General features: G+C 62.6%; 25 protein-coding genes, 1 tRNA gene and 1 pseudogene. 17 read left to right on the forward strand and 10 right to left on the reverse strand.

Annotated features, from left to right (window positions below; genetic code table 11):
- Positions 1-15: 15 nt before the first annotated feature.
- The 4 genes from F8237_RS33970 (at position 16) to F8237_RS33980 (ending at position 1,511) form a co-directional block, all read left to right on the forward strand.
- Positions 16-201: a hypothetical protein gene (locus tag F8237_RS33970; protein WP_015686278.1), complete on the forward strand. Its 186-nt coding sequence runs from the start codon at positions 16-18 to the stop codon at positions 199-201.
- A gap of 163 nt (positions 202-364) precedes the next feature.
- Entirely contained in the window at positions 365-667 is a 303-nt protein-coding gene (locus F8237_RS33975; RefSeq protein ID WP_151650356.1) for a hypothetical protein, read from the forward strand.
- A 65-nt stretch (positions 668-732) separates the two neighbouring features.
- Positions 733-909 (forward strand): hypothetical protein, encoded by a 177-nt coding sequence (locus F8237_RS36580; protein WP_167527508.1) that lies wholly within the window; start codon positions 733-735, stop codon positions 907-909.
- 107 nt (positions 910-1,016) lie between these two features.
- Entirely contained in the window at positions 1,017-1,511 is a 495-nt protein-coding gene (locus F8237_RS33980; RefSeq protein WP_151650357.1) for a hypothetical protein, read from the forward strand.
- Between the two features lie 43 nt (positions 1,512-1,554).
- Here F8237_RS33980 and F8237_RS33985 read toward each other — a convergent pair whose 3' ends face one another.
- The 3 genes from F8237_RS33985 to F8237_RS33995 all read right to left on the reverse strand — a co-directional run bounded on the left by F8237_RS33985 (position 1,555) and on the right by F8237_RS33995 (position 2,776).
- A complete protein-coding gene (locus tag F8237_RS33985; protein ID WP_151650358.1) occupies positions 1,555-2,211 on the reverse strand; it encodes an HNH endonuclease in 657 nt (218 codons plus the stop codon).
- An 86-nt stretch (positions 2,212-2,297) separates the two neighbouring features.
- A complete protein-coding gene (locus tag F8237_RS33990; protein WP_151650359.1) occupies positions 2,298-2,576 on the reverse strand; it encodes a hypothetical protein in 279 nt (92 codons plus the stop codon).
- Complete coding sequence (locus F8237_RS33995) at positions 2,576-2,776, reverse strand: hypothetical protein (RefSeq protein ID WP_151650360.1); 201 nt, start codon at positions 2,774-2,776, stop codon at positions 2,576-2,578. The genes F8237_RS33990 and F8237_RS33995 overlap by 1 nt, the downstream gene beginning before the upstream one ends.
- 876 nt (positions 2,777-3,652) lie before the next feature.
- Between F8237_RS33995 and F8237_RS34000 the strand changes: the two genes are divergently transcribed.
- Complete coding sequence (locus tag F8237_RS34000) at positions 3,653-4,354, forward strand: hypothetical protein (RefSeq protein ID WP_151650361.1); 702 nt, start codon at positions 3,653-3,655, stop codon at positions 4,352-4,354.
- Between the two features lie 122 nt (positions 4,355-4,476).
- Here F8237_RS34000 and F8237_RS37085 read toward each other — a convergent pair.
- Positions 4,477-4,656 (reverse strand): annotated as a pseudogene (locus F8237_RS37085) (IS481 family transposase); the annotation flags it as partial.
- 512 nt (positions 4,657-5,168) lie between these two features.
- Between F8237_RS37085 and F8237_RS34015 the strand changes: the two are divergent.
- The 3 genes from F8237_RS34015 to F8237_RS34030 all read left to right on the forward strand — a co-directional run bounded on the left by F8237_RS34015 (position 5,169) and on the right by F8237_RS34030 (position 7,516).
- Positions 5,169-5,807 carry a hypothetical protein gene (locus F8237_RS34015; protein WP_151650362.1) on the forward strand — a complete coding sequence of 213 codons (639 nt, stop codon included), beginning with the start codon at positions 5,169-5,171 and terminating at the stop codon, positions 5,805-5,807.
- A gap of 320 nt (positions 5,808-6,127) precedes the next feature.
- Positions 6,128-6,580 carry a VOC family protein gene (locus tag F8237_RS34020; RefSeq protein WP_151650363.1) on the forward strand — a complete coding sequence of 151 codons (453 nt, stop codon included), beginning with the start codon at positions 6,128-6,130 and terminating at the stop codon, positions 6,578-6,580.
- Positions 6,581-6,877: 297 nt separating this feature from the next.
- Positions 6,878-7,516 (forward strand): glutathione S-transferase family protein, encoded by a 639-nt coding sequence (locus F8237_RS34030; protein ID WP_151650365.1) that lies wholly within the window; start codon positions 6,878-6,880, stop codon positions 7,514-7,516.
- A gap of 121 nt (positions 7,517-7,637) precedes the next feature.
- Here the strand turns inward: F8237_RS34030 and F8237_RS36585 are convergent, their stop codons facing one another.
- From F8237_RS36585 to F8237_RS34045, 3 genes are read right to left on the reverse strand one after another with little or no spacing between them, the layout of a single operon-like run.
- Positions 7,638-7,805, reverse strand: coding sequence for a hypothetical protein (locus F8237_RS36585; RefSeq protein ID WP_151650366.1), 168 nt, complete (start codon positions 7,803-7,805; stop codon positions 7,638-7,640).
- Between the two features lie 5 nt (positions 7,806-7,810).
- Positions 7,811-8,056 (reverse strand): porin, encoded by a 246-nt coding sequence (locus F8237_RS34040; RefSeq protein ID WP_151650367.1) that lies wholly within the window; start codon positions 8,054-8,056, stop codon positions 7,811-7,813.
- A gap of 55 nt (positions 8,057-8,111) precedes the next feature.
- Positions 8,112-8,366, reverse strand: coding sequence for a PilZ domain-containing protein (locus tag F8237_RS34045; protein WP_143845027.1), 255 nt, complete (start codon positions 8,364-8,366; stop codon positions 8,112-8,114).
- A gap of 224 nt (positions 8,367-8,590) precedes the next feature.
- On the opposite strand from F8237_RS34045, the gene F8237_RS34050 reads away from it, so the two are divergent.
- From F8237_RS34050 to F8237_RS34085, 9 genes are all read left to right on the forward strand, one after another.
- Positions 8,591-8,665, forward strand: a tRNA-Glu gene (locus F8237_RS34050).
- A 99-nt stretch (positions 8,666-8,764) separates the two neighbouring features.
- Positions 8,765-9,424, forward strand: a complete 660-nt coding sequence (locus tag F8237_RS34055) for a hypothetical protein (protein ID WP_151650368.1) — start codon at positions 8,765-8,767, stop codon at positions 9,422-9,424.
- Between the two features lie 181 nt (positions 9,425-9,605).
- Complete coding sequence (locus F8237_RS34060) at positions 9,606-10,232, forward strand: PilZ domain-containing protein (RefSeq protein ID WP_151650369.1); 627 nt, start codon at positions 9,606-9,608, stop codon at positions 10,230-10,232.
- Positions 10,233-10,354: 122 nt separating this feature from the next.
- Positions 10,355-11,362 carry an acyl-CoA desaturase gene (locus tag F8237_RS34065; RefSeq protein WP_151650370.1) on the forward strand — a complete coding sequence of 336 codons (1,008 nt, stop codon included), beginning with the start codon at positions 10,355-10,357 and terminating at the stop codon, positions 11,360-11,362.
- Positions 11,363-11,498: 136 nt separating this feature from the next.
- On the forward strand, positions 11,499-11,756 hold the full coding sequence (locus F8237_RS34070; protein ID WP_151650371.1) for a hypothetical protein: 258 nt from the start codon (positions 11,499-11,501) through the stop codon (positions 11,754-11,756).
- A gap of 139 nt (positions 11,757-11,895) precedes the next feature.
- Positions 11,896-12,051 (forward strand): hypothetical protein, encoded by a 156-nt coding sequence (locus F8237_RS36590; RefSeq protein WP_167527509.1) that lies wholly within the window; start codon positions 11,896-11,898, stop codon positions 12,049-12,051.
- Positions 12,052-12,381: 330 nt separating this feature from the next.
- Positions 12,382-13,422: a PrsW family glutamic-type intramembrane protease gene (locus F8237_RS34075; protein WP_151650372.1), complete on the forward strand. Its 1,041-nt coding sequence runs from the start codon at positions 12,382-12,384 to the stop codon at positions 13,420-13,422.
- Between the two features lie 78 nt (positions 13,423-13,500).
- Positions 13,501-14,079: an HdeD family acid-resistance protein gene (locus F8237_RS34080; RefSeq protein ID WP_151650373.1), complete on the forward strand. Its 579-nt coding sequence runs from the start codon at positions 13,501-13,503 to the stop codon at positions 14,077-14,079.
- A gap of 234 nt (positions 14,080-14,313) precedes the next feature.
- A complete protein-coding gene (locus tag F8237_RS34085; RefSeq protein WP_151650374.1) occupies positions 14,314-15,402 on the forward strand; it encodes a 3-deoxy-7-phosphoheptulonate synthase in 1,089 nt (362 codons plus the stop codon).
- 58 nt (positions 15,403-15,460) lie between these two features.
- Here the strand turns inward: F8237_RS34085 and F8237_RS34090 are convergent, their stop codons facing one another.
- The 3 genes from F8237_RS34090 to epmA are packed head-to-tail and all read right to left on the reverse strand — an operon-like array spanning position 15,461 to position 17,923.
- Positions 15,461-15,724, reverse strand: coding sequence for a hypothetical protein (locus F8237_RS34090; RefSeq protein ID WP_151650375.1), 264 nt, complete (start codon positions 15,722-15,724; stop codon positions 15,461-15,463).
- 43 nt (positions 15,725-15,767) lie between these two features.
- Positions 15,768-16,862 (reverse strand): lysine-2,3-aminomutase-like protein, encoded by a 1,095-nt coding sequence (locus F8237_RS34095; protein ID WP_151650376.1) that lies wholly within the window; start codon positions 16,860-16,862, stop codon positions 15,768-15,770.
- A complete protein-coding gene (gene epmA / locus F8237_RS34100) occupies positions 16,859-17,923 on the reverse strand; it encodes an EF-P lysine aminoacylase EpmA (protein ID WP_151650377.1) in 1,065 nt (354 codons plus the stop codon). Before epmA ends, F8237_RS34095 begins: the two co-directional genes overlap by 4 nt.
- Between the last annotated feature and the right edge of the window lie 45 nt (positions 17,924-17,968).

Below are 17,968 nucleotides of genomic sequence, written 5' to 3' on the forward strand. Positions count from 1 at the left end.
GCTGCATAGTGAGGCATGGCAAAAACAAAAGTGACGTTTAGAGCGGTCCGGATCGCCGATGGCGACTGGAAAATCCTGGCGGACTATCCCGGCAGCGAGCAGCGTGAAATCACGGGATTCACCAGCAAGGCTGATGCCGACGACTGGATGAACGGGGATCGCAAGATCGCCTGGCTCCGCTCGCAGGGTTACGCCAAGTGAGCTGACAGGTTGATCTGGCAGGTTGAGCTGATGGCGTGAGCCGGCAGCGAGCCTCACTCAACACCTCATCGTGAAACCTGTGGCTCCGCGCAGCTTGTTCAGACTTCAGTAACCCAACGCCTCCAAGCTTCCCGTCAGTATCGTTGCGTTGGAGTACCCCACAGTGCTGGATTTTCACGAGCTGCGTGAACTCGCGGCCGATGTTCGCGTGTTTGTCGATGTCGCCGAAGACAAGGCTGCGGCGCTGAGAGCCGTCATCACGGCTTATGACGTCGTGCTGGCGATCTTCCCGTCCGAGGAAGGCATGGGCCTGCACGTCATCAAGGGCGGCGAGATCCTGGACAAGATCGCGACATCGCGAACCCAGACCATCTACAGCCACACGGCGATCGCGGTTCCCGACCTGCAACATGCGCAAGCGCTGAAGATCCTGACGGCTCCGGTCGAGCAGCGGATCGCAGCCTAGCGACAGGCGGCGAGGAACGCTCGGCCCTCACGCGCATTGACCTGTCTCCAGATGAGGAGATTACAATGAGCGTCGAAGGTAAAGCCAAGGAAGCCGCCGGTTTCGTCAAGGAAGAACTGTACGAGCACGGCAAGTCCCCCGAGAGCCAGAAAAAGGCTCAGGAGGGTCGTGACCTCCGCAACGAGGGCCGCGTCGAAGACGGCAAGGCGCCGAAGACGACGAAGCCCGGCACCGGTCACTAGGCCGACGTTTCGAAAACCGCCCCTGGCCATGTCAGGGGCGGTTTTTCATGTTGTGAGGTGTCCGGCCTCGAACTGTTGTATGACCGGATATCTTGCATGAGGGACTGATGAAGATTGCCATTGTTATTGCCGGCCTGATCATTGTTGCCATTGCCGCCCTCGTGGCGATGCAGCCGGGCTTCCTGAAGCCAGCGTCGCTCGCTCTCGTGAAAAAATCCGACATCCTCGGCTTTTCGCCCGGCATGACATTCGAGGAAACGACCAAGCTCGTCACCCAGCGCCGCTACCGCTGCCGCCAGCTTCGCGATTCCCATACAATCGAATGCGCCGTCGACGCCGCCAGGGTCACGATCGACAGCGAGGAGATCGGCGAAAGGCACCCGATCCGGCGCGTCACCGCGGAGCTGACCAATCCGGGCCCGCAAGAGGCTGCCGTCAAATCGATCTCCGACCAGTTCAACGCCCAGCCGACCCGGGACGCCCGCGAGGGATGGATCTGGATCGTCGGCCGCGGACTGAAGCTGAGCTACGACGGGGCTGCCTTGAGGCTCGTGGACGAGGCTGAGGAGGCAAGGCGCAGCAAGGAGGAGGCAAAGCGCTAGGAAGGGCGATACTGAAACCCCAGCAAGGACTCGCAATCCCAGCCTAGTTTGTCGACTTTCGCTTCTTGGGGTGTTTGGCCCGGATGAAGACGTGCCTACGCTTTTTTATGGCCTTAACTTTCTTCTTTGTGCCGCTATGGCCCGAGACCCCCACCTCCCTCTTGAACGGCTCGAATATCGTTGCGACCGGCATCAGTTCGTCGGCGTAGACCTCGTGATAGAACGAAATCCAGTTCGACCGAATCTTGCTTTGGTATTCTCGCAAGAGGTCATCGGATGGACTCTTGCAGAGTTGAGCATGGAGATAGGTCTCGAGCCTGTCCTTCTTGTGCGCACCGTCTTCCTGTTGACTCTTGTCCGGCTTCACCTGCTCATAGCACTGCGGCCAAAGATTATGCTCATCGTCCGCTCCACCTATCGAGCGCGGAATCAGGTGGTCGATCTCGAGGCGCCGAACTCGCTTACCTTGGAAAGTTGTGAGAGGGCACCTCTTAACATCGAAGCGGTAGGCATCGATGACGTTCTGCTTCATCTTCGCAGTCACGGATCGCGCGTCCTGCCCCCACTTGACTCGGCAAATTTGCCTTGCCGTCAGATCCTGAGTGACGCCTGGCGTTAAGTGCCATTGCGGGTGGGTGATGTATTCTTCCGCAGCCGCCGGACTGACAAGCAGGACCAATAGAAAACCGATCCAGCGCATGGAAATTCCTCAAAATCATGCATGCAATTTATAAGAGAATTCGGTGAGGATTGCACCGAGACCGTATTCACGCAAGCGGCAATCGCTCAGGCCTTCGGGTCGATCGGCAACTTGAGAGCACTGACAACGCTGAGAATGGCGAAAGCACAAAGACCATAGGTCAGCGCATTCACAACCCAGCAAATGGCAATTCCGAAGAAGGTGGAGCCTCCGGCCGCCCCCCAGAACAAATACGCAGCCGAGATGCCAGCCCACTCCCACGACAGAAACGCGTAGTCGGTGAACGGCTCCAGGGCGAGCAGCACCGCCGAGATGATCGCCCCGATCGCCAATGCGATGATCAGGTTCGCCTTCACCGAGAGCATTAGAGACCCAATAGCCCGGCGAAGACAGGAATGAGGATAAAGGCGGCGAGCCCGAGAAGACCGCCCACGACGAACCTCGCCGTGCGGCCATGGATCGTCGTATCGAGCCACGCGCAAACGGCGAAAGCAGCCTGTTTCAGCCAGTCTGCAACGAGACTCCTGACCACGACCAACAACAGTTCTGCGAGAATAGCGACCATGGCGTTTAGTCGCGCCGCCTCTGGCGGGGTTCAAATTGGGTTACCAATTACGGTGCAATGCTCCAAATTCTCATGCCGTCAACATCTTGTTGGCACTGCGGCTTCGCCAGCGCGTGGAGGCCACCGTCAAGTGAGTGCATTGTCGACGGCCTTCCACCCGCTTAAGTCGCGCGGCCGAAATCGAAATCATTTTGTGATATAGTTGCGCGCCTCCTCTCCGGGGAGAGGCACTTTTCTCATTGATGTCAGGCGTGAAACATGGAGGGACATTACAATGGCGGATCTGCTCCCGATCCATCTCTTCCTAGACGAGGCTCGGATCACCGCCTTAACACAGTGAAGCTGCTGTGAGAGTATTGTTGCCATACTCGTCAGAGCGCCGATGGCTCCAGCCCAAACAGCATACTCTGGATTGCTTTTCGCAATCAGCCCAAAGGCCAAGGCCGCGAACCCTGCGATAGCAGACCCGATGACAAGAAATTGGTACAAGCCAGCGTCGAACGTGCGCCGAAAGCTATGGCGTCCAATTTCCTCGCTGAGCTTCTGCAGAAATGCGTCTCTCGATATTTGCAGCGGATCGGACATATTCTCTCCCGAGTACCGAAAAACCGCAGGTTGACGTCGAGGAACCATGCAGTCAAGGCGAGCCTCAGCATTACGGTGTGCTGGACTGCACACTAAACTCGCCAACTGCCGTTTGAGTTGAATGCACTGTCACCGTAATGCGGTCCGGGTAAACCCGGATCATCTCGTCGAGGGTCGGAGCCTTAAAACTCGCTACGATTCCAGTCATACAACCTCCCGCCGATCAAGGCCTTGGGCTAAACTTTGCGCCGACGACGGCCAAGTTGGCTCGCCGGTGTGTGAGGGGGCACTATGAGCAAATTACCAGTTCGTGAATCGAAAAAAGAAGTTCTATCCCCGCTGGTCCAGGGCGGCCTGACGTTGCTTCAGGGCGTCCTCCCAGCGCTCACTGCTATAGTTGGAGGGCTCTATGTTTTGTCGTCGCATTATGCTGATCAGGCCGCTGCGGAGAAGGTACAGGCCGAACAGCAGATGACCTCGGCCAGGTCGCGCTATCTTGATGCACGCAAACCGTTCTTTGAGAAGCAACTGGCCACCTATCTCGAAGCGGCCCGCGTCGGGGGAGTGCTTGCCACTGTGAGGCCGGGCACAGCGGAATGGACGGCGGCTAAGGTGAAATTTTACGCACTCTATTGGAGCGAGCTGACAATGGTCGAGGATAGAGATGTCGCCGAAAGCATGGTGAAACTGGAGCGAACCCTTCGAAACTATGCGGCAATGAATGCAACACGGCAGGACGTTAGAATAAGAACTTACTGCCTTAGTCGAGCGCTGAACATTTCAATCGAGTCAACATGGTCCTTGGAAGTGAAGCAAACTGCAGCACCCGTCCCGCCTGATGTTCCGACACGCGATCAATGTGCTCAGCCAGTGGAAGTCAAACCATCGAATGCGCCCGTTGTCCCTGATGATGACTTAGGGCCTACGACCAGCGGCGATAAAGCTGGTGGTGGCGGAAGCAAACTACGAGGCAACTTTGCGCCACAGCAATAACCACCGGAGAAGGACTGTTGCCAAGGAGTCGATAGTTGTAAAGGAGGACAGTGCACTTAATTACGATCTTCTCAATCCTGCTCGCTCTGCGGTTTCGGCCCACGCTTGGCTGGCTTGAGGATGCGCCCGGTCTTCGGATCCATCCGCGCATCGTGAACAAAGTTCCGCTTGCGCCATTTAGCGACTGTCTTCTGATTAAGGCCGTGCTGAGCGGCTAACTCTTTGAGCGGAGCCTTCGATCGCTGTATTGCTGCTCGGATGGCGTGCGTGGTCGTGGCGCTGCCGTGAAGTATCTGTCCCATAACTCCTCCCGGAATGAAGGGGCATCTTGGCTGATTCCCCCACACTCCGGGACCAGACACCTAGCCGCGCCCTCACGGGGTCGAGCGAGACGTAGCGCAGCGGTGCCGCGAGATGGTCTTCGTCCATGACGGTGGTACCGAAGCGTCCCTGCCAGAAATGACCGATGCGCTTGCGGCGCGCCTGAATGGCTCCGACATAGCGTCGGTGCACGCGGGCCAACGCACGACGCAGACCGTCCTCATCGGACAGCACCAGGACGAGGTGAACGTGGTTCGGGGTTATAGTGACAGTGCATTTAATTGATCGCCCTTCACCCTGCAGGCTCTGCGGCATCGGCCTCATGCCTCGAAGACAGCGTTATAACCAAGTGCACCGTCAGCGTAATACGGCAACAACCTTCGTCATGCACCCTCCCGCTATTGTTAGCCCTGGACTATGCTTTGCGCCGAAGACGGCTAACCGGCATGCGAAGGGATAAAGGGGGTAACCAATGGGAGATCGGCTAATCCGAGTGCGCCGCCAAGAGCAGCGCAACGTCTACATCCACAATGACCTGGATAGCGCGGCTTTCTATTTCAATGAGCGGATCAAGAAACGGCTGGCAGAGGACGACCGGGACGGCATCGCATATGAATGCATGGCACTGGCGACGATGTGCGCCTTCACGTGGGAAGCCTATCTGAATTTCTACGGCTTCAAGTTGCTCAAGGCTTTCAGGAACGAGCGATGGCCGCTGCACCGGAAGAGCCACCATGTCTTTCAGAAGCTTAAGATTAAACCAGACTGGCCTACTAGGCCCTACCTCTCCATCCGCAACCTGACGACTGTCCGCAACATGCTTGCGCACGGAAAGCCGGTGGAAGAGACGATCGACAAAATCGAAGAAGGCTCGCCCAGCGAGATCGACAGACAACGGATCGACCTAAGCGGCAAGTGGCAAGAATTCTGCACGACCGACAAGGTCCTCGAACAATATGAAGACCTGCAGAAGGTTTGGGAGCAGATGTTCAAAGCGTCAGGGCTTGGACCTTTCGACACCATGAGCCACGGCCAAGGCGGAGTGGAGTACATCGAAGATGTCGAGGTTACCGAAGTCATCACGAAGAAAGCGGCATTCGGAAAGGGCTTGGCAAAGCCAGCGAAATCGTGAGTGTCTTCGCGCGGGACGTTGGCGTACTTTCCTTGACCAAGATTTGCGCGGTCCCAAATTTTGCTCGGATTTTCCTTGCTCAATTTAGGTGACGGCGCACCAAATAGCTCTGAGGGCTGCCTTACTCGCGGCAGACGCTTCGACTACGGATGACGGAGAAGCGCTTTTGTGGCGCTTTACAATGACGGTGCACTTGGACTGCCCAATGCCCTCTCTGTTTCCGCCGCCGCCCCTGCCCTTCCTCCCCGTTTCCTGCTATCTCCTCCGCCGCCATCCCGGCCCAAAGCAAAACCCTCCGTCCATCAAAGGGAGCCCCACCCATGCGTTACCTCCACACCATGCTGCGCGTGCGCAATCTCGATGCCGCGCTGAAATTCTATGTTGATGCGTTCGGGCTGAAGGAGGTGCGGCGGATCGAGAACGACAAAGGGCGCTTCACGCTGGTCTTCCTGTGCTCGTCCGACGATCTCGACGCGTTGAAGGATCAGCCCAACACGCGCGGCGCGCCGCTGGTCGAGCTCACCTACAATTGGGACGAGGAGGCCTATGGCGAGGACCGCTTCTTCGGCCATCTCGCCTATGAGGTCGACGACATCTACGCCACCTGCGACAGGCTGATGAAGGCCGGCGTCACCATCAACCGTCCGCCGCGCGACGGCAACATGGCCTTCGTCCGCTCGCCCGACCTGCACTCGATCGAGCTGCTGCAGAAGGGCGAGCCGAAGCCGCCGCAGGAGCCGTGGGCCTCGATGCCCAATACCGGTCACTGGTAGGGTTTTTACGGCAGGAACCACCGCCCGCCCGGCGCGTTCACTCCTCGACAAATGCAATTGAGGAGGACGACATGGGACGTGGCTTGTTGTTGTGGATGCTGGGCGTGCCGATTCCGGTGATCCTGCTGCTCTGGCTGTTCTTCGGCCGCTGATCATCGCGCAACGCTGCAATGAAAGCTCCGCCTTTCGGCGGAGCTTTTTGCATGAGGGCGCGCCGCAATCGCGGCTCGCCGCACTCGCCAAATTCCGCTATCACCCGCGCACGATGGGCAACGAAAAACGCGCGGGAGAACTCTTATGCCGGACCACAATCTGACGATCTGGGGCCGCGCCAATTCGGTCAACGTGCAGAAGGTGCTGTGGTGCCTGGCCGAGCTCGGCCTTCCCTTCGAGCGCATCGACGCCGGCATGCAATACGGCAAGACCCGCGAGGCCGACTATCTTGCGATGAACCCCAATGCGCGGATCCCGACGCTGGTCGAGGGCGATTTCGTGCTGTGGGAGTCCAACTCGATCATGCGCTATCTCTGCCTCGCGCACGGGCGCGGCACGCCGATCTATCCGGAGGCGCCGAAGCTGCGCAGCAGCGTCGACCGCTGGCTCGACTGGACGCTGTCGGCGGTGCAGCCGGTCGATCGCCCGGTGTTCTGGGGCATCGTGCGCACGGCGCCCAATGAGCGCGACATGATCCAGGTGCAGAAGGATGCCGATGCGGCCGCCGAGGTCTGGGCGATCGCCGAGCGCCTGCTCGCCGCGCGCCGCTTCATCGAGGGCGAGCAGTTCACGCTCGCCGACATCGCCGTCGGCTCCTATGCGCGGCGCTGGCTCGGCGTCGAGGGGATCACCCGGCCGGCGCAGCCGAACCTGACGCGCTGGCTCGCCGAGCTCGGCAAGCGCGCCGGATTTGCACAATTCGTCGCACCGCCGATGTCGTGACGACCTGGCGCGGCGCAAGCCGCGGTAAGAGCACGATAAATCGTCGTGCCGGCGCACGCGGATTGCGGCGCGCCCGCACTTGACGGCTACTGTGCATGGGGTTGTTTTCGCGCTTTTTGTGTCAGCCCCAGCCGCGCTCGACCAGCAGCACGCAAATGATCAGCACCAGCGTCACGGCGGCGGTGGCGAGCTTCGCGGTCCAGCTCAGGCCGCGGCCGACCCACCACAGCAGCGCGCAAGACATCAGCACGGGGACGACGAGATCGAGCCGCAACAGATCCGGCGGCATGTGGCCTACCGCCTGACCGTGGTCTCGACGCTGATCGAGCCGCCGATCTTGACGCAGGTGCCGGTGCCCTCGACCATGTAGTAACCACGGCCATAGGAGGCGCAGGCGCCCGCCTTCGCCGTGCCGCCTGTGCTTTTCAGCGGCAGCGTCTTGCCGGCCTGCGGCGGCTCGGGCGCCGGCAGCCGCAAGGCCTCGGCAGCCGCTGCGGACGTGGCTAGCAACGAGATGAGGATGAGGAGCGGCGCACGCATGCCGCCGTTCTAGCCCGGACCGGCGCGCCGCGCTATCCGGCTCCGGCTACCGCGATCAGATGAACTTGATGCCGGCCGATTTGCCGCGGCGCCAGACCACCTGGCAGCTCCGCCCGGTCCGCGCGTCGCGCGCGAACGCCATCCGGATGATGCCCGGCAGCTGGCTGGCGTCGTCGTCCATCGTGATCTTCGCGCCCGAGGCCGAGATGTCCTGGACCAGGCAATGCCGCGCCGCGAACCCGCCGTCGAGCGTGATCCAGGCATGCTGCGACAGCAGCTTGCGGGCTGCGCGCTTCTTGGGCTGTGGCATTGGTTTAAGATCTCCCACTCCAGCGCTAGCTCAGGGACCCCTAAGAAACCGTTGAAATCACCTCCCGAATGATCCCGGGGCAGCTATCCACCGGGGTGCAAAAGACCGGCCCCGAACGGCTTGCCGACCGGCCCAAAGGCCACTATACGTTCGCCCGCTGCAGCCCCCGGCACGACTCGGGCGGCCGGCGGTCGTGCCGCGAAAAGCGGCGGGGCCTTGTGTTTGCTCCCTTCGTCTATCGGTTAGGACGCCACCCTTTCACGGTGGAGAGAGCGGTTCGATTCCGCTAGGGAGCGCCAGCATCCGGCTCTTGGATGACGTGGCGAAACCTGCCGCCCGACATGAACCTCCCCGCCCCTCGCCTCCGACAAAGGTCAGATCGGAAACGGCAGAGGCCCATGGCGCAGCAACAGTCCACCCCGGAAGGCCAGTCCGGCGCCGCCTCGCCGGCGCCGCCGCCTTGGATACGTCGCGCCGCGCAATATGTCCCGGAACGCCGCGCCAGAATGCTCGAGCACATGGCGCGCGCAAGATCGGCTCCGCAGCCGCAGGCCGCGACTGCGACGGGTCCATCCCGCATGGGCGGCAGGAACATTCTCGGCGATGCCTTCGGCTACACGGTGCTGTTCGGCATCATCGCCCTGCTCGTCCAGTCGCGCGTTCCGCTCTACCTCGGCGCCTTCCTCTTCTCCACTAACGGCGAGCGCATCGAAGCTGCGCTTCGAACGATCGGTATCCAGCTCGAGCCCGATGCGATTGGACCCGACATCATCAAGGGCTTCGTCTCCCTGTTCGCCTGGTTCGCGCTGCTGGCCTCGTTGAGGCCCTCGGTCCCGACCTGGCTCGCGTCCTGGATTCCGCCGGACACATCATGGTCCACCATTGCCGGCATCGCCATCGTGCTCGCCGTCGCCGAAGCGTGCGCAGCGCTCGCGATGCGGACGGCACTGCCGTGGTTCGGAGTGCAGATCAAAACGGAAAGCCTCACCGCGACGGTGATCAAGCTCCTCATCGCCGTTGGCCTGTTGGGCTTGCTGGTGCTGCTCGGATCGCTGTGAACGGCGCGCAATGCCGAGCTTGTCAGCTTGCGCGGGGGGCGCCGTGCCGCGAACTCCGGAACACTACCGGCCCGCCCATTAACTGAAAATTTACCCCTGCTATTTGATCGGCGTATCGTTTGCTTAGACGTTGGCCGCTACGTGTTTCTACGGAAATCATCCGAAACACGATTGGCGCCCAATGTCCGTCGCAGAATTCCTCAGGCAGCGTGCAGTGGAAGTCGCCGTGAGCGGCAGCTACTCGCTACCGCGCTGGTACGACTGCGAAGGCAAGCTGCGCACCTTCGCCTGCCGCACCAAGCGCGTCTCGCCGTTCCGCATGATCGTAGACGTGCCGGTCGTCGGCAAGATCGGCGAGCGCGTGACCTCCTATTTCCAGGACTTCGGCGAGTTCCAGTGCACCATCAGCGCGACGCTGAAAGCGGGCTTCCTGATGGAACTCGACATGACGCGGGCGCGGCGGGCCTGGATGTCGGAAAAGCTGACCTGGCTCGAGAAAAAGCAAAAGGACGACAGCATCAAGGAGCTGCGGCATGATGCACGCTTCGTTCCGCAGGCCTCGCACACCTTCTTGACGCTTGCCGACGGCAGCACCCACCCCTGTTTCATCATCGACGTCTCCACGGCGGGCGTCGCCATATCCTGCGAATACGATCCGCCGGTCGGAACCCCGCTCGCGGTCGGCGCCTGCGTCGGGCGCGTCATCCGCAAATTCGACAGCGGCTTTGCGGTCAAATTCGCCGAACAGCAGCCGCGGGACAGCCTCGACCGCCTGATCGTGCGCTCTCCCCTGGCGCAGTCGGCCTGAGCCGGCGCGGCCGGATTTTAACTCTTCTTTAACTAAATACTGGAGGTGGCGGCCCCTGCGCGATAGGGTGTGCCCCAGCATGTCCGCAATCATTGCGGGCCCCGAGTATTGGAAGTCCCGGAATGTCCATCGCTGAGTTCGCCGCGGCCGAGATCGCCCGAAGCACCACCCCCGCCACCAAGCCGCAGCTTCCGCCCGGCGTCGTCACCGAGGGACCGGTCGTCGAAGCCAAGCTGCGCGAGAGCTATCTGTTGCTCGGCATTCTCTATGTCGGCGCCGTCGCGGGCATCATCTGGGCCGTCACGCAAGGCGTCGGCAAGGTGGAGCTGTTCACGTTCGTCTGGATGTTCGCGCTGACCACGTTCGGCATCGGTGCCGGCATGCACCGCCTGTTCGTCCATCGCAGCTTCCGCACCGGTCCGATCATGCGCGTGTTCTTCTGCGCCATCGCCCAGATGGCGATTCAGGGCTCGATCGCGAAATGGGTCGCCAACCACCGCCGCCACCACCTCTATGCCGATGACGTCGGCGATCCCCACAGCCCGCAATTCGACGGCTTCGGCAATCGCTATGTCAGCGCATTGAAGGGCTTTTTGCACGCCCAGGGCAGCTGGGTGTTCGACCAGGCGACCACCGATAACGAATACTACGCCAAGGACATCCTCGCCGATCCGATCGCGATGTTCTTCGTGCGCACGCGCTGGGTCTGGTACGGGATGTCGGCCGTCTTCATTCCAGGCGTGGTCGGCTACGTCTTCGGCGGCGTGCACAGCATGATCGGCTGCGTGCTGTTCTCCGGCCTGCTCCGCGCCTACCTGCTGATCCTCACCAGCCAGCTCACCGGCTCGGTCTGCCACGCCTACGGCTACCGCCGCTTCGAGGTCGACGACGCCTCGACCAACGAGTTCGTGACCACGATCCTCACCTTCGGCGAGGGCCTTCACAACAACCATCACCGCTTCCCGCGGGACGCCTATATCTCGCACGCCTGGTGGGAGATCGATCTCAACGGCCTGATCATTCTGGGCATGGAGAAGATCGGTCTCGTCCACGACGTCTTCCACGCCTCGCACCGCCAACTGGAGCTGGCGTCCGAAGCGGAAGCACAGGCGGCCACGACGGCGCGCTAAGGCGACAGGCGGAGGCCGTCGTCCGGCCGTCCTGCCTCCGCATCGCTGCCCTATCGCGGCCCCATTGCGGGATCAGCTTTTGGTGGTCTGTGCCTCGTGCCGGACGTCATTGGCAGACTTGCGATCGGGGGACCGAATGGCAGTCGACAAGATCACGCTCGATAAGATCACCTGGGACAGGGTCGGCCGGGTCGCCGAGCCCGGGCGCTACATGTACACGTTCGGCTGGTTGACCATCACCGCCGGTGATCTCGATATCTGGAAGCAATATCCGCAAGCCGCCTTCACGCTGCTTGCGCAGCATCCAGAGCCGGACCAGTCCATCGGCGGGGAATTCCATCTCGGCGCCTTCGACATCGCGCCCGACATGCCGCCGCCGTTCACCACACACTGACGAGCGGAAATCCTCGATCACACGCGCCTCCCAGGGAGCACGATTCGCCCTGGGCAAGCCGCGCCTTGCGGAAGGTGCGGCTGCGTACAGCGCAGACCGCAGCGGGAACAAGTGGCATAGGCGTTGCTTGATCAACGCCATGATCCAGATCCCAGCCGTCGACCAGGCCTTCCTGCTGCTGCTCATCGTCTTCTGCCTCGGCACGTGCCTCGTGCGCGCCTTCTGGGAGCTTGAGCGGGTGCGTGCCCGCCGGATCACGTCACCGCCGCGCAGGCACACAACGAAGCGTGACTAGACCGATCGTCCCGTCCGCGCGTTGTCCGAGCGGAGGCAATCCGGCCTCTGGACTCGGCGTCGGGCTGCGTGCATCCTGAATCGAAGAAACCTGCGCATTTCCTTGATCTGACTAACCAATCGCAATCCCTTGGCAGCGGCATGACCGTTGCCATCGATGACGAAGTGGCTCTGTCATACAATTGATTGTGCTCGCATTTTGCACGTTCAATGGCGGTTCTGGTGAATGCCGGCTGCCGCGCTTGTTCAGCGAAGCGACAGCCGGCGCACGACACATGGTCGCATCGCAAGACGTAGCTAACCCGATCAAGGGAACCTATTTTCGGCGCCGATGTACCTGATTGAAGCGTTGCCAACCGTCATCGGAACTGCCGCCATCGCCCCGGCGCTGCTGATGCTGTGGCTCGTCATTGCCGCCGAAGAGCGTCCGGGACCGCCGGCCCAGGTCTGGACCGCGTTCCTGCTCGGCGCGGCCAGCATATCGCTGCTGGGCCTTGCCCGCGCGCCCTTCGCCAAAATGGTCGCAGCCCCCGACGATCCCTGGGCGGCGCTGGCCATGCATTCGATCTTCGGCGTCGCGCTGCCGGAGGAAGCCGTGAAGGTGATCGCCATAGTGCTGGTCGCCTCGACCAAGCGGCGGACCTTTGCCAATCCGATGGACACCGTGGTCTATGGCGCCGCGGTTGGCCTCGGCTTCGCCGCTTACGAAAACCTCGCCTACCTGGTGCAGCATGCCGAGATGTGGCGCTCGCTGGCCGCCTTGCGCAGCGTGCTGACCGTGCCGTTCCACGGCGCGCTCGGCATCATCGCCGGCGCTTACCTCACCATCGCGCGCGCCGGTACGGCGCTAGGGGCGAACCGCCACAACCGCGATTGGGCCCGCCTCTCCAGCCGCCTCCTGATGCTGGGCGGTCCGCTGGCGCTGCATTCGGCCTTCGACTTCCCGCTGCTCGCCCTTCAGCGCATGCCGGATCTCGATCCTACCTTGCGGATGTGGCTGGGCGCCGCCAGCCTCCTGATCGGCTTCGGCGCGATCGCCTTCGCCATCCGCCTGGTTCGCCGCGTCGCGCGCCACCACGCGCCCCGGACCGACGTCGCACGCGAACGGCTCAGCCAGTTGCGCCGGATGTGGGCGCTGCTGCTTGCCGGTGGCGGTGTCGGCTTTCTCGGCCTTGCCTTCGTGCTGACCTCGATCCACCACTGGCTGATCAACCCCGAGCGCAATCTGACGCTGGCCCTGATCCCGATCGGTTTCGTCTCGATCCTGCTCGGCCTCGCGCTCCTGATTGTCACGACCGCGATCTATGTTCTCGGCCGCAACCGAATTCGCACCACTGGCGAGGGTTTTTCGTCGGCGCACGGCGGCGGCTGAGCCGCGGGGGATGGCAAGCGCGCTCTGCACGTACTATATAGAGCACACGCCTTTCGATTTCTGATCTGGAGCCTGCCGATGACATCGCCTGAGGATCTTTCCCAGCTCCAATCCGCGATGACCCAGACGGTGAAAGCGCATTGGAAGGCCTTCCTGTTCGAAGGCATCCTGCTCGTCGTTCTCGGCGTCGCCGCGCTGGTCCTGCCGCCTCTCGCAAGCCTCGCCATTGCGATCTTCCTCGGCTGGATGTTCCTGATCAGCGGCATCGGTGGCCTGATCGTGACCTACTGGGCGCGCAGCACGCCGGGCTTCTGGTGGTCGCTGATTTCGGCTGCGCTGGCCGTGCTTGCCGGCGCACTCCTGCTGGCCCGGCCGATGCAGGCCGTGCTGACGCTCACCATCGTGCTGGGCGCCTACTTCCTCGCCGAGGGCATCGCCACCATCATGTACGCGCTCGAGCACCGCCGCGAACTGAGCGGCCGCTGGTCGTGGCTGCTGATCTCGGGCCTGCTCGACATCGCGATCTCGTTCATGGTGATCACGGGGCTGCCGAGCTCGGCTGAATGGGCGATCGGCGTCCTCGTCGGTATCAATTTGCTGTTCGGCGGCTCCACCCTGATCGGCATGGCGCTGGCAGCACGCAACGGCAACACCTGAGACGCCTCGGCGCTCCGACGCCGTTTTGGGGGGTGACAACCCGCCGGCGGCGCGCTATATGTCCTTCCATGATCACCGTCGCCACCAGCTTTTATTGGTACTTTAGCTACGACAGCTCGCTGGCGGCAGGGGGATCGCGCTCAATCTGAAAAATTGCAGCAAACGTCCGAACAAGCCGCCAGACCTGGCGGCTTTTTTATTGGCCGGCAGGTTCGAAACAAACAGGAGCCCGCCGTGCTGAGCACGACCGACGATCTTCGTATCCGCGAACTGAAAGAGCTGAGCACGCCCGAAGAGGTGATGCGGGAAGTCCCGCGCACCCTCACCGCCACCCGCGTGGTGATGGCGGCGCGCAACGCCATCCATGCCATCCTCAACGGGCAGGACGACCGCCTGCTGGTCGTGGTCGGCCCCTGCTCGGTGCACGATCCCAAGGCTGCGCTCGAGTATGCCGAGCACCTCGCTGCCTTGCGCGAAGACCTCGCCGATCAGCTCGAGATCGTGATGCGGGTCTATTTCGAGAAGCCGCGCACCACCGTCGGCTGGAAGGGCCTGATCAACGACCCCGATCTGGACGGCAGCTTCGACATCAACAAGGGGCTGCGGCTGGCGCGCAACGTGCTGTCGGCGGTGAACAATCTCGGCCTGCCCGCCGGCACGGAATTCCTGGACATGACGACGCCGCAATACATCGCCGACCTCGTGTCCTGGGCCGCGATCGGCGCGCGCACGACCGAGAGCCAGATCCATCGCGAGCTCGCCTCGGGGCTGTCCTGCCCGGTCGGCTTCAAGAACGGCACCGACGGCAACGTCCGCATCGCGGCGGATGCAGTGAAGTCGGCCTCGCACCCGCATCATTTCATGGCGGTGACCAAGCTCGGTCGCTCGGCGATCGCCTCCACCGCGGGCAACGAGGACTGCCACATCATCCTGCGCGGCGGCAGCAAGCCGAACTACGACTCGGCAAGCGTCGCGGCGGCCTGCAACGATCTGGCGAAATCCGGCGTCGCGCCGTTGGTCATGGTGGATGCAAGCCACGCCAATTCGAGCAAGAAGCCGGAAAACCAGCCGCTGGTCATGGCCGACATCGCCGGTCAGATCTCCGGCGGCGAGAACCGCATCATGGGCGTGATGATCGAGAGCAACCTCGTCGCCGGCCGCCAGGACGTCGTGCCGGGCGAGCCGCTCACCTACGGCCAGAGCATCACCGATGGATGCATCGACTGGGCGACCACGGCCACCGTGCTCAATCAGCTCGCTGACGCGGTCGAGATCCGGCGCAACACCAAGCGCGCGGGTCTGCACGAGTCGCGCACGGCGTAAGGCCAAAGCAAACGCGGGCGGGGCGAGCTGTCGTGCCCTGCCCGCAATGCGTCGCAGACTAGCAGCCGCGGCAGATGCTCTTGATCTTCTTGTCGAGCGCCTGGTTTTCCTTGCTGAGCGGATCGTTCGGGTCGCTCAGATTCTTCTCATTCGGCACGTCGCCGACGCGCGGCTGACGATGACCGACGGGTGCAGCCGGCAAAGAGCCCGCCGACTGTCCCGACGTGGCCCCGCCTGACGTCGATCCCTTGCTGCCGGTCTGCGCGACCGCCGCGCCGCCGAGCAAGACCACGAGCGATGCTGCCACGATGATCTTCTTCATGTCTCTCCTCCATTCCTCAAACCAGCGTCACCGCTTTCACCGCTCAGGTCTCGGGCGGATAGAGATGAACGTCGCCGCAATAATCCACGATACGATAGCGCGTTTCCTGATCTGCATCACGCGCATCCGCTGCGGTATTTTGCACCGCCACCACATAATTCGGCCCGACCGGCGATTTGCCGGCGCCGCCGGGAATGTCGATGACATAGTCAGGCTGGCACAGTCCTGACAATCGCCCGCGCAACTGCCGCATCAACGCCTGCCCCTCGGCGAGCGTGGTGCGCAGATGCGCCGTTCCCGGCGCGAGATCGCCGTGATGCAGGTAATAGGGCTTGATCCGGCATTCGACGAAAGCTCGCATCAAATCCGACAAAGCGGTCGGGTTGTCATTGATACCGCGCAAAAGCACGGACTGGCTCACCATGGGAATCCCGGCATCAACCAGTCGCGCGCAGGCGGCGCGCGCTGGACCGGCCAGCTCGCGTGGATGATTGGCATGCAGCGCCACCCAGGTGGTCGCCCCCTCGACCTTCAAGGCAGCCACCATCTCGTCGCTGATCCGCGCAGGCTCGGCCACGGGCACGCGGGTGTGGAGGCGGATGATCCTGACATGATCGATCGCGGCCAGGTCGGCCATGATTTCGCTCATCCGCCGCGGCGAGAGCATCAGGGGATCGCCGCCGGTCAGGATCACTTCCCAGATCTCGCCGTGCGCGCGAATGTAGTCGATCGCCGCGCGATAGGCGCCGTCCGAGAGAGCGTTCTCCTTGCCGGGCCCGACCATCTCGCGGCGAAAGCAGAAACGGCAATAGACCGCGCAGACGTGAACAAGCTTGAACAGCACGCGGTCGGGATAGCGATGCACGATTCCGGGAACCGGCGAGTGGGGATGATCGCCGATCGGATCGGCGTTCTCGCCCGGCTGCATCTCCAGCTCTGCGGCGCTCGGAACGAATTGCCTTGCGATCGGGTCGTCCGGATCCGACGTGTCGATCAGCTCGACCAGCGCCGGCGTGATCGCAACCGCATAGCGCGCGGCGACGCGCTCCAGCGCGAGCAGCGCCGTGGCAGTTGCCAGGCCTTCGGCGACGAGTTCGACCGGCTCGCGCAATGTGCGTGCAGGATTGGTTTTCATCATTCTTCACTGAACGTTTCATTTGCAGGCGGTGTCCACACCACCTGATCAACCCGCGACGCGCCGCTCGCCAACATCACCAGCCGGTCGAAGCCGAGCGCGACGCCGCTCGCCTCCGGCATTTCGGCGACCGCGGCCAGAAAGTCCTCGTCCAGCGGATAGGCCTCGCCGTAGCGTCGCTGCTTCTCCGCCATCGACTCCGTGAAACGCTTGCGCTGCTCCCCGGCGTCGGTGAGCTCGCCAAAGCCGTTGGCGAGCTCGACGCCGCAGGCATAGACCTCGAACCGCTCGGCGACCCGGGGATCGTCGGCCTTCACGCGCGCCAGTGCCGCTTCTGGAGATGGGTATTCGAACAGAATGGTCAAACGGCCCTGCCCCAGCTTCGGCTCGACATGCTCAACCAGGACCTTGCTGAAGATGTCCGACCAGGTGTCGTCCCCGGCCACGCGGACCTTGCCGCCGGCCGCCTCGGCAAGCGCGGCACGGTTACCCTCGCTGCCCGAAATTGTCGACAGCAGGTCGATGCCGGCGAACCGCTCGAAAGCACCGGCGACCGTCAAAAGCTCCGGCTCGGCGAAGGGGTCGGCGGTCCGGCCGCGGAACGAGAACGCCCGGATGCCGGTCGCCTGGGCTGCACGGGCGATCACAACGACGGTGTCGGCCATGATGGCGGCATAGGGGGCGCCTGCCCGGTACCACTCCAGCATGGTGAATTCGGGCAGATGCAGGTCACCGCGCTCGCGGTCCCGGAACACCCGGGCAAACTCGAAAATCCGCTCCTCACCCGCCGCCAGCAGCTTCTTGCAGGCGAATTCCGGGGAGGTCCTCAAATAGCGGCTGGCCCGGGTGCCGTCGGGCTGCAGAATCTCGGTCCGGGGCGCGTGGAGATGGGTCTCGTTACCGGGGGAGACCTGGAGAACGGAGGTTTCGACCTCGATAAACCCCTGCTCGGCGAAAAAGCCCCGTAGGGCCCCGGCTATGGCCCCGCGCGCCTGGAGGAACGGCCGCCGGTCCAGATGCCGCGAGCGCGACCAGAACGGCGAAATCGGCTTGTCCCCAACCATCAACCGACCGCCCGGCAGGCCAGCAAAATGCTGGCATTCAACGAC

The organism is Bradyrhizobium betae, assembly GCF_008932115.1.
GTDB classification, from domain to species: domain Bacteria; phylum Pseudomonadota; class Alphaproteobacteria; order Rhizobiales; family Xanthobacteraceae; genus Bradyrhizobium; species Bradyrhizobium betae.